This is a genomic window from Neobacillus sp. 114, from assembly GCF_030127045.1.
GTDB classification, from domain to species: Bacteria; Bacillota; Bacilli; order Bacillales; family Cytobacillaceae; genus Neobacillus; species Neobacillus rhizophilus.
Window position 1 is genome coordinate 2099216 of the sequence record NZ_CP126144.1, and the last position, 11470, is coordinate 2110685.

The 11470-nt window shown below is 44.3% G+C and carries 9 protein-coding genes; 8 read left to right on the forward strand and 1 reads right to left on the reverse strand.

Annotated elements, in window-relative coordinates:
* Window positions 1-18: 18 nt before the first annotated feature.
* The 8 genes from QNN06_RS10560 to pyrE are packed head-to-tail and all read left to right on the forward strand — an operon-like array spanning window position 19 to window position 9521.
* Window positions 19-963 (forward strand): aspartate carbamoyltransferase catalytic subunit, encoded by a 945-nt coding sequence (locus QNN06_RS10560; RefSeq protein WP_284037531.1) that lies wholly within the window; start codon window positions 19-21, stop codon window positions 961-963.
* Window positions 923-2209, forward strand: coding sequence for a dihydroorotase (locus QNN06_RS10565; protein WP_284037532.1), 1287 nt, complete (start codon window positions 923-925; stop codon window positions 2207-2209). The genes QNN06_RS10560 and QNN06_RS10565 overlap by 41 nt, the downstream gene beginning before the upstream one ends.
* Window positions 2206-3297, forward strand: a complete 1092-nt coding sequence (locus QNN06_RS10570) for a carbamoyl phosphate synthase small subunit (protein ID WP_213116390.1) — start codon at window positions 2206-2208, stop codon at window positions 3295-3297. Before QNN06_RS10565 ends, QNN06_RS10570 begins: the two co-directional genes overlap by 4 nt.
* The gene (gene carB, locus QNN06_RS10575; protein ID WP_284037533.1) at window positions 3290-6496 is read left to right on the forward strand and encodes a carbamoyl-phosphate synthase large subunit; all 3207 of its coding nucleotides are present in this window, start codon (window positions 3290-3292) and stop codon (window positions 6494-6496) included. The genes QNN06_RS10570 and carB overlap by 8 nt, the downstream gene beginning before the upstream one ends.
* Complete coding sequence (locus tag QNN06_RS10580; protein WP_217032896.1) at window positions 6493-7266, forward strand: dihydroorotate dehydrogenase electron transfer subunit; 774 nt, start codon at window positions 6493-6495, stop codon at window positions 7264-7266. The genes carB and QNN06_RS10580 overlap by 4 nt, the downstream gene beginning before the upstream one ends.
* Complete coding sequence (locus QNN06_RS10585; protein ID WP_284037534.1) at window positions 7263-8174, forward strand: dihydroorotate dehydrogenase; 912 nt, start codon at window positions 7263-7265, stop codon at window positions 8172-8174. The genes QNN06_RS10580 and QNN06_RS10585 overlap by 4 nt, the downstream gene beginning before the upstream one ends.
* 1 nt (window position 8175) lies before the next feature.
* The gene (gene pyrF, locus QNN06_RS10590; protein WP_213116386.1) at window positions 8176-8892 is read left to right on the forward strand and encodes an orotidine-5'-phosphate decarboxylase; all 717 of its coding nucleotides are present in this window, start codon (window positions 8176-8178) and stop codon (window positions 8890-8892) included.
* On the forward strand, window positions 8889-9521 hold the full coding sequence (pyrE, locus tag QNN06_RS10595) for an orotate phosphoribosyltransferase (RefSeq protein WP_217032894.1): 633 nt from the start codon (window positions 8889-8891) through the stop codon (window positions 9519-9521). The genes pyrF and pyrE overlap by 4 nt, the downstream gene beginning before the upstream one ends.
* 205 nt (window positions 9522-9726) lie before the next feature.
* Here pyrE and QNN06_RS10600 read toward each other — a convergent pair whose 3' ends face one another.
* A complete protein-coding gene (locus QNN06_RS10600) occupies window positions 9727-11436 on the reverse strand; it encodes an Rqc2 family fibronectin-binding protein (protein WP_213116384.1) in 1710 nt (569 codons plus the stop codon).
* Between the last annotated feature and the right edge of the window lie 34 nt (window positions 11437-11470).

The following is an 11470-nucleotide window of genomic DNA, read 5'->3' on the forward strand; positions in this document are numbered from 1 at the left end:
AGAAGGTGGGGAAAAAGGATGTTACAGCACCTATTAACAACAAACGAGTTAAAAGTTGAGGAGATTTATCAAATCCTTGAGGATGCTGAAAGGTTTTCACAAGGACTGTTTTGGAAACCGGAAAGACAAATGTATACAGCAAACCTCTTTTTTGAAGCTAGTACCCGAACGAAAAGCAGCTTTGAAATGGCTCAAAGAAGATTAGGATTAAGCGTCATTCCTTTTGAAGTCCAAACCTCTAGCGTTCAAAAAGGTGAGACATTATATGATACTGTAAAAACGCTGGAATCAATCGGTGTTGATACTGTTGTCATCCGCCACAGCCAGGATCGCTATTTTGATGAATTGGTTGAAAATATCAATATTCCAATTTTAAATGGAGGCGATGGCTGCGGACACCACCCGACACAATCCCTTCTTGATTTGTTAACGATAAAGCAGGAGTTTGGCAGTTTTTCAGGCTTGAAAATTGCAATAATTGGGGACATCAGTCATAGCCGCGTAGCGCGTTCCAACGCGGATGCATTGACCAGGCTGGGGGCGGAGGTCATTTTTTCAGGGCCGGAAGAATGGTTTGACTATCATAGTTTAAGTACTTCCCGTTTTAAGCCAATTGATGTGGCTATCAGCGAATCCGATGTTGTCATGTTTCTGCGTGTGCAGCATGAACGCCATCAGAAAAAGGGAAGCTTTACTGCCTCTGAGTACCATAAAAAATATGGCCTAACCATAGAGAGGGAAAAGCAAATGCAGCCGCACAGCATTATCATGCATCCGGCCCCGGTAAACCGAAACGTTGAAATTGCAGACAGCTTAGTTGAATGTGAACGGTCAAGAATTTTTAAACAAATGCAAAATGGTGTTTATGTAAGAATGGCTGCCCTGAAGCGGTCACTTGAAAGCTTAGGAGGAGGAAATCAATATGAAGCTGCTTATTCAGAACGCAAAATATATAGCATCTAATGGTGAAATGAAACAATCTGATATTTTAATAGAAAATGGGATTATTATCAAACTGGCACCTAGTTTAACAGAATCGGCTGAAAGAACTGTAGATGCACAAGGAATGCTTGTATCACCAGGGTTTGTTGATCTTCACGTCCACCTAAGGGAACCTGGCGGCGAGAAAAAGGAAACCATCGCAACTGGTACGATGGCAGCAGCCCGGGGTGGTTTTACGACAGTAGCGGCCATGCCAAATACGAGACCGGTGCCTGACACCAAGGAGCAGTTGGATTGGGTGATGGACAGGATTAAGGAAACAGCAAGCGTACGTGTTTTGCCATATGCCTCCATTACAACAAGACAGCTTGGTCAGGAATTAACTGATTTTGCGGCGCTGAAAGAGGCTGGAGCATTTGCCTTTACTGATGACGGTGTAGGTGTCCAATCAGCAGATATGATGCTTCAGGCAATGCAAAAAGCAAAAGAAGTAAATATGGCAATCGTAGCCCATTGTGAGGAAAATACGTTGATTCATAAAGGTTGTGTACATGAAGGTACATTCTCCAAGCAGCACGGGTTAAACGGGATCCCTTCTATTTGCGAATCCGTTCAAATTTCCAGAGATGTCCTGCTTGCTGAAGCTTCCGGCTGCCATTATCACGTCTGCCATATCAGCACAAAGGAATCGGTGAGGACCGTCCGTGACGCCAAGCGGGCCGGCATTAAAGTTACCGCGGAAGTAACTCCGCATCATCTATTATTATCAGAAAATGATATTCCAGGACTGGATGCTAACTTTAAGATGAATCCTCCGCTACGGGGGGAAGACGATAAAAAGGCGTTAATCGAAGGGCTGCTGGATGGTACGATTGATTTTATCGCCACTGACCATGCACCGCATACTGCCGAAGAAAAAGCTGAGGGAATGCAGCTGGCGCCATTTGGAATTGTCGGTCTGGAAACTGCCTTTCCACTTCTTTATACCCATTTTGTCTTGAAAAACATCATCACACTTGAACAGTTAATTGCTTATATGACGACAAAGCCTGCTGATTGCTTTGAACTTCCTTTCGGAAGAATTGAAGAGGGTGCGGCAGCGGATATCGTGTTATTAGACTTGAACGAAGAAAAAGAAATCAATCCTGATGAGTTTTTATCAAAAGGGAAAAACACCCCATTTGCCGGATGGAAGTGCAAAGGGTGGCCGGTATTGACAATCGCATCTGGCCAAATAGTTTGGGAAAAAGGACGTGTTACAGCATGAAGGCGCAGCTTATATTAGAAGATGGAACTGTTTTTATCGGTGATGGCTTTGGAAGCCATGTAGATACAATTGGTGAAGTTGTTTTTAATACAGGAATGACAGGCTATCAGGAGATTCTATCCGACCCATCCTATTGCGGACAAATCGTTATGCTCACATACCCGTTAATCGGGAACTATGGGATTAACCGCGATGATTTTGAATCCATTACTCCTGCCGTAAAAGGTTTTATTGTTAAAGAAGTCAGCGACTTTCCGTCTAACTGGAGAAGTGAGTTTACTGTTGATGAATATTTTAAAATGAAAAAAATCCCTGGAATTGCCGGGATCGACACCCGTAAACTGGCAAGGATTATCCGCCAGCACGGCACGTTAAAGGGAGCGATTTGCAGTATTGAAAACGATGCAACGGAAGTGTTAAGACAGTTAAGACAGACTCGTCTTCCAATTGACCAAGTAAGAAGGGTTTCCACAAAGAATCCTTATCCAAGTCCGGGACGCGGAAAAAGAATCGTGCTTGTCGATTTCGGGATGAAGCACGGAATTTTGCGGGAATTAAATGAACGCGGCTGTGATGTAGTTGTCGTTCCATACCATACAACAGCCGATGAGATCTTAAGATTGCGTCCTGATGGAGTCATGCTTTCCAACGGACCTGGGGATCCAAAGGATGTTCCGGAAGGAATCCAAATGATAAAGGACATCTTGGGAAAAGTGCCTCTTTTCGGAATTTGCCTTGGCCATCAATTGTTTGCCCTGGCATGCGGCGCTGATACCATTAAAATGAAGTTCGGACATCGCGGTGCGAATCATCCAGTTAAGGACTTGGCAACTGGTAAAGTTTCGATTACTTCTCAGAATCATGGTTATACAGTCGATGAAAAATCAGTTAAAAATACTAGATTAGAAGTAACACATATCGCTTTAAATGATGGAACCGTCGAGGGCCTTAAGCATCTGGATGTCCCGGCCTTTACCGTGCAGTATCACCCAGAGGCCTCACCAGGTCCTGAGGATGCAAACGGACTATTTGAACAATTTCTTGCGATGATTGAAGCTGAAAAACAGGAGGTAGCAGCAAATGCCTAAACGCACAGATATCAACTCCATTCTAGTGATTGGCTCGGGGCCAATCGTCATCGGTCAAGCGGCAGAATTTGATTACGCAGGTACTCAAGCTTGTCTGGCCCTTAAGGAGGAAGGATACCGGGTGATCCTCGTCAACTCCAATCCTGCTACCATTATGACAGACGCAGAGATTGCCGATGCCGTTTATATTGAGCCTCTGACACTGGATTTTGTCTCAAGAATTATCCGTAAGGAGCGTCCTGACGCCGTTTTAGGAACTTTAGGCGGTCAGACTGGGCTAAATTTGACTGTTGAACTGGCAAAATCAGGCGTTCTTGAAGAGTGCAGCGTTGAGATTCTGGGAACGAAGCTTACTGCCATTAATCAAGCAGAAGACCGTGAATTGTTCCGTGCACTTATGAATGAATTGAATCAACCGGTACCTGACAGCGAAATTATCCATGGGCTTAATGAAGCCAAAGTTTTTGTGGAAAGGGTAGGTTTTCCGGTCATTGTCCGTCCGGCCTTTACACTGGGTGGAACTGGCGGCGGCATCTGCCATAATGACGCCGAGCTTGAGGAAATCGTAACAAGCGGACTTAAGAACAGCCCTGTTCACCAATGTTTATTGGAAAAAAGCATCGCTGGTTACAAAGAAATTGAATATGAAGTGATGCGCGATGCAAATGACAATGCCATCGTGGTCTGCAACATGGAAAACATCGATCCGGTCGGTGTTCATACGGGTGATTCCATTGTTGTTGCGCCAAGTCAGACATTAAGTGATAGAGAATACCAATTATTAAGAAATGTGTCTTTAAAAATTATCCGTGCGCTGGGTATTGAAGGAGGCTGTAATGTTCAGCTTGCCCTAGACCCATGCAGCTTTAACTACTATGTCATTGAAGTAAACCCAAGGGTAAGCCGTTCTTCGGCCTTAGCATCAAAGGCAACAGGATATCCAATTGCCAAGCTTGCAGCAAAGATCGCAGTTGGATTGACACTTGATGAAATGCTGAACCCTGTTACCGGAAAAACATATGCGAGCTTCGAGCCAGCCCTTGATTATGTGGTAACGAAAATCCCTAGATGGCCGTTTGACAAGTTTGAGTCCGGAAACCGTTCGCTTGGAACACAAATGAAGGCAACTGGTGAGGTCATGGCAATTGGCCGAACTTTTGAAGAATCATTGTTAAAAGCAATTCGTTCCCTCGAAGCGGGTGTTTATCATTTCCAACTTAACGGTGCCGCCGAAATTGATAACGACCTAATAGAAAAACGAATCAGAAAAGCTGGTGATGAGCGTCTCTTTTACATTGCTGAAGCGTTAAAACGCGGCATTACGATTGATACGATTCATGAGTGGAGCAAGATTGACTTATTTTTCTTGAAGAAAATGGAGGGCATTATCAAGCTTGAGGCAAAATTGGCTGACAATCAGCTTGATATTGAACTTCTTAAAGAAGCAAAGCAAAAAGGCTTTACCGATAAGAAAATTGCTGAGATTTGGGATAAAACAGAAGGCGAGATTTACAAGCTTCGGAAAGACTCATGTCTCATCCCGGTTTATAAAATGGTAGATACATGCGCTGCGGAGTTTGAGTCAGAAACTCCATATTTCTATGGAACATACGAAGAGGAAAACGAATCTCTTGTGTCAGATAGAAAAAGTGTCATCGTTCTCGGATCAGGCCCAATTCGGATTGGCCAGGGGATTGAGTTTGATTATGCGACTGTCCATTCTGTAAAAGCCATTAAGGAAGCTGGATATGAGGCAATTATCATTAACAACAACCCGGAAACAGTCTCGACGGATTTCAGTATCTCCGACAAGCTGTACTTTGAACCGCTGACAATTGAAGATGTAATGAGCATCATTGATTTGGAACAACCGATTGGAGTAGTCGTTCAATTTGGCGGGCAGACAGCGATTAACCTTGCTGCGAAGCTTGAGGAAAATGGTGTTAACATTTTAGGAACAAGCTTAGAGGACTTAGACCGTGCAGAGAACAGGGATAAATTTGAGCAGGCGCTTGAATTGTTGAACATTCCGCAGCCGCTTGGAAAGACCGCCCTTTCAGTCGCAGAAGCAGTCATAATTGCTGAGGAAATCGGCTATCCGGTCCTTGTCCGTCCATCCTATGTGCTTGGCGGCCGGGCGATGGAAATTGTGTATCGTAAGGAAGAACTGCTCCATTATATGGAGAATGCCGTCAAAATCAATCCTGATCATCCAGTCTTAATTGACCGTTATCTAACCGGTAAAGAAATTGAAGTAGATGCCATTTGCGACGGACAAAATGTTTTGATTCCAGGTATTATGGAGCATATTGAGCGGGCAGGGGTGCACTCCGGTGACTCAATCGCCGTATATCCGCCGCAAACATTATCTGAGGATGTTAAGAAGACACTTGTTGAATATACAGAAAGATTAGCAAGGGGCTTGAACATTGTGGGTCTCCTAAACATTCAATATGTGTTATCGGGCGGTCAGGTTTACGTGCTGGAAGTTAATCCACGTTCGAGCAGGACGGTGCCATTCTTAAGTAAAATCACCCATGTTCCGATGGCCAAGATTGCAACAAAGGCTATTCTTGGAGTTTCAATCGTTGAGCAGGGCTATCAATCCGGACTGGTGCTTGAACAATCAGGTGTATATGTGAAAGTTCCGGTATTCTCTTTTGCCAAATTAAAAGATGTTGATATCACGCTTGGACCAGAAATGAAATCAACTGGCGAGGTAATGGGCAAGGATATCACACTTGAGAAGGCTCTTTACAAGGGATTAGTTGCATCAGGAATGAATATTAAGCCGTTTGGGACAGTTTTGTTTACAGTCGCAGATAAGGATAAACAAGAAGCACTTAAGCTTGCGAAACGGTTTGCCAGCATTGGCTATCGACTGGTGGCCACAAGCGGAACAGCAGCTATAATAAAATCTGCCGGTCTTCCGGTTGAAGTAGTCGGCAAAATTGGTGCAGAAGGCCGAACATTATTGGATATCATCCAAAACGGTGAAGCGCAGTTAATCGTTAATACATTGACAAAAGGCAAGCAGCCTGAGCGTGACGGTTTTAGAATCCGCCGTGATGCTGTTGAAAATGGAGTTCCTTGCTTGACTTCATTAGATACTGCTGATGCTATCTTAAAAGTGGTGGAGTCCATGAACTTTTCCGCTGAAGCGATGAGTGTACCAAGCAGGGAGGCAGTTTTTGCATGATACGGAAGGAAATTTGCAAAATCATCAGTCAAAAGTTAATTGCTGAAAACATTTATGAGCTTACCGTAAAGGCTGAGATGGTTCATGACATCACCGAGCCTGGACAATTTGTTCATATTCGGGTAGGAAATGGATTGGATCCACTATTGCGAAGACCAATCAGCATTTCCTCGTATGATGTAACGGAAGAGCAGTTTACGATGATCTATAGAAAAGATGGAAAAGGAACGTCGCAATTGGCCTCTATGGTGCCGGGGATGGAACTCGATATCCTTGGCCCTCTTGGCAATGGCTTCCCTATTAATGAAGCTAGTATTGGTGAGACTGCATTGCTCGTGGGTGGAGGAATTGGTGTTCCTCCCCTCTATGAGCTTGCGAAACAGTTGACAGCAAAAGGCGTTAAAGTCATCAATGTCCTAGGCTTCCAAGCTGAATCCGCCGTCTTCTACGAACAGGAATTTTCGGAACTGGGCGAAACATATGTTGCTACTGCGGATGGTTCTTACGGAGTTAAAGGGTTTGTAACAGATGTCATAAAGGATTTACAATTTGATTGTGTATATTCCTGTGGTCCGACCCCGATGTTAAGAGCACTTGAACAGCAGTACTCTCATAAAAAAATGTTTTTATCTTTAGAGGAACGGATGGGCTGCGGCGTTGGGGCTTGCTTTGCCTGCGTATGCAAAAAGGTGGATGACCCGTCAGGAGCTTCCTATAAAAAAGTATGCAGTGACGGACCTGTATTCCGTGCCGGAGAGGTGATAATATGAGCCGATTACATGTTGAATTACCAGGATTAAGCTTGAAAAACCCAATCATACCGGCCTCAGGCTGCTTCGGATTTGGCCGCGAGTACAGCCAATTTTACGATTTAAGCATTCTTGGTGCAATCATGATCAAAGCAACAACGGCAGAGCCCCGGTTTGGAAACCCGACACCAAGGGTTGCTGAAACTTCAGCAGGGATGCTAAATGCAATCGGGCTGCAAAACCCAGGATTAGAAAAGGTTGTTTCCGAAGAGCTGGCATGGCTGTCCCAATATGATGTACCGATTATTGCCAATGTGGCTGGGTCGCTTGAAGAGGATTATGTGAAGGTTGCACGGGAAATCTCAAAAGCGCCAAACGTCCATGCACTGGAATTAAATATTTCGTGCCCTAACGTTAAAACGGGTGGAATTGCCTTTGGAACTATCCCAGAAGTGGCTATGCAATTAACACGAAGAGTAAAGGAAGTTTCCGAGGTTCCGGTTTATGTAAAGTTGTCTCCAAACGTCACCAATATTGTCGAGATGGCAAAGGCAGTAGAGGATGGCGGTGCTGATGGCATTACAATGATTAACACGCTTGTAGGAATGCGGCTGAATTTAAAAACAGGCAAGCCAATTTTGGCGAACCGAACGGGCGGCCTTTCTGGCCCTGCTGTAAAACCTGTTGCGATTCGAATGGTGTATGAAGTAAGCCAATCGGTAAATATACCGATTATCGGAATGGGCGGGATTGAATCTGCGGAGGATGTCATTGAATTTTTCTATGCGGGAGCAAGTGCCGTCGCTGTAGGTACAGCAAACTTTGTAAATCCGTTTGTCTGCCCGGAGATTATTGAACAGCTGCCGGAGCTGCTAAATCAACTAGGATTTGAACATATTAGTGAATGTACGGGAAGGAGCTGGAAATAGGATGGACAACTCGCTTATCATCGCGCTTGATTATGCTAATGCAGCTGAAGTAGATCAATTTTTACAACCATTTGCCGGCAAAGAGCTTTTTGTTAAAGTGGGAATGGAGCTTTTTTACCAAGAAGGGCCTTCGATCATTCACCGCTTAAAGGAATCAGGACACCGCATTTTCTTGGATTTGAAGCTTCATGATATACCAAATACTGTTTACAGTGCGATGAAGGGGCTTGCCCGCATGAACTGTGACCTTGTCAATGTACATGCTGCGGGCGGAAAAGAAATGATGGCAGCGGCGTTAGAGGGACTGGAGGCTGGTACTGCTTCCGGAAAGAAAAGGCCGTACTGCATTGCCGTTACCCAGCTGACAAGTACATCAGAGGAGCAAATGAAAAGAGAGCAGCTGATTGGGGTTTCGCTTGAGGAATCGGTCCTGCGCTATGCTTCTCTGACAAAGGAAGCAGGGCTCGACGGAGTCGTTTGTTCAGCATGGGAAGCAGCGTCCATCCGTGAAAAGATTGGCGCTGACTTTTTGTCTGTATGTCCGGGAATCCGGCTTTCTTCGGATTCTGTTGGGGATCAAAAACGGGTAGCAACACCTGAATTTGCGAGAAAAGCAGGTGTCAGTGCGATTGTTGTCGGGCGTTCGATCACAAGGTCGGCTGATCCTCTGAAAAGCTATGAACACTGGATGGAAGTATGGAAGGGAGTACATCAATGAAACACACTATTGCTGAAAAATTACTAGACATTAACGCGGTGGGATTAAGCCCGCAAAATCCATTTACTTGGACTTCGGGACTTCGTTCCCCCATTTATTGTGACAATCGGCTCACCTTATCCTATCCGGCCGTCCGCAGGGCTATTGCTAGTGGGCTGCAAAAACTAATTGCTGAGAATTTTCCCGCTACTGAAGTGGTGGCAGGAACAGCAACTGCCGGTATTCCTCACGCTGCCTGGGTCAGCGAGCTGATGGATTTGCCGATGTGCTATGTCCGCTCTAAAGCAAAGGGCCATGGCAAAGGTAATCAGATTGAAGGAAAAGTCGAGCAGGGACAAAAAGTGGTTGTGGTTGAAGATTTAATCTCCACCGGCGGAAGTGTCATCACAGCTGTAGAGGCTCTTAGAGAAGCTGGCTGTGAAGTACTTGGGGTCGTATCCATTTTTACATACGGTCTTGAAAAAGGTAAAGAAGCATTTGCTGCGGAAGGAATTACAAGTTACTCCTTGACTGATTTTCCTTCACTTGTTGAGACGGCCATTGAAAAAGGCAATATCAGCCAGGATGATCAGGCAAGCCTGCTTTCCTGGAGCAAGGACCCTGGTGAGTGGAGCAAGCGGTTCGAGTAATATATTTATAGAAATTGTAGATAAATTTGAAGAATTGTCGATATATTAATGAAATTTGTAGATATAATCTTAAAAATTGTAGATATAATATAAATTTGTGTCGATATATCACAGAAACGTGTCGATAACTATTATCAACAAGCTGTTTCGTTGATCTAATCATAAAAAAGCCCCGGGCCGCCCCGGGGCTTTACATATTATTAGCTCATTTCTTTAATTTCAGTACCATTTCCTCATCCGGCGTCACGTAAACCGTCTGCTGGTGATCATAAATGACAAATCCTGGCTTAGCACCGCTAGGCTTTTTGACGTGTCGCACTTTTGTAAAATCAACCGGAACTGAACTGGAATTTTTCGCCTTGCTAAAATAGGCTGCCAGCATTGCCGCCTCGTGAATTGTTTGCTCCGATGGCTCCTTACTGCGAATAACGACATGCGAACCGGGAATGTCCTTCGTATGCAGCCAAATTTCATCCCTTGCCGCAAGCTTATTAGTTAGATAGTCATTTTGTTTATTATTTTTTCCAACGATAATTTCAGTTCCAACTGAGGACTGATAGAAATCAAGAACCGGCTTGGCGTTTTGCACTTTTTTGCCGTTCCGCTTTTTACGGTCGCGAATATATCCGCCCTCCACAAGCTCATCGCGTATCTCCTGCAAATCTCTTGGGGAAGCAGACTGGACCTGCTGCAGAAGGCTGTCAAAATAAGCAGCTTCAACGCGCGCCTTGTCAATCTGTTCGATGACTATCGAAACCGCGTTTTTCGCTTTCTGATACTTGGAAAAATATTTTTGCGCGTTATCAGAAGGAGATTTCCGAGGGTCAAGTGGAATAACAATTGTTCCGCCGTTTTCATCATAATAATCAAGAACCTCGATTTCTCTCATACCCTTTTTGGCTGCATAAAGATTGGCTGTTAATAATTCCCCGTAACGCTGATATTCATCGGCTTTTTCCGCTTCCTTTAGGGTCGCTTCCAGTTTATCTATTTTCTTTTCATTTTTTTCTTTTTCATTCGTAATAAGCTTCTCAATATCATTCCCTTGCTGTTTGACCCTGTCCCGTTCCGCCTTGCCAAAATAATAACGCTCCAACATTTCGCTGAGGCTGGAAAAACTCTTTACTTCACCTTTCAGGTGCTCAAGCGGAAACAAATAAAAGGCTTCCTTTTCGGGAGCAGCGATGATTGACGGTGCAATCGTCCCTGATTCGATTTTTTTAATTAGGCTTAAAAATGTTTTGGGAACGGTCGTCCGATTGGCAAGTCCGCTTTGAAAAATGACCTCTTTCGCAAACAGCGGCGAGATGCCAGCGAACTGCTCGACGAGTTGGCGGTCAAGCCGTCCAGCATTAAAATCAATGCTCCTTACAACATCATCTTCATTTGCCAGAAATGGATTTTGCTTGTTTTGCTCGGGCGGGAACACAAACGGCTGCCCAGGCAGGATGGCCCTGTGACTGTTAACAGCAAACGAAACATGTTTGATACTGTCCAAAATAATATTCCGGGTTTTATCAACTAAGATGATATTACTGTGCCTGCCCATAATTTCGATAATTAATTGCTTATAACTGATATCGCCAATTTCATTCCGGCCTTTGATTTCAAAAATAATCATTCGGTCGGTTTCAACTTGATATAAATCCTCCAAAATATGACCCTCAATATGCTTTCTTAGCAGCATACAAAACATTGGCGGCTCACTCGGGTTTTCGTGGGTTTCGGTGGTAAGCTGTGCCCTTGCATAGCTCGGATGGGCAGATAAAAGCAGTCTGTGATTAACCCCTCCAGCGCGAATCGTTAAAATAATTTCATTTTTATAAGGCTGATGAACTTTATTAATCCGGCCGCCTTTTAGGGCACGGGAAAGTTCATGACTAATCGCTTTTGTAAATAAACCATCAAATGACATGGTGAACATCCTTTTCTATTAACAATAGTTTTCT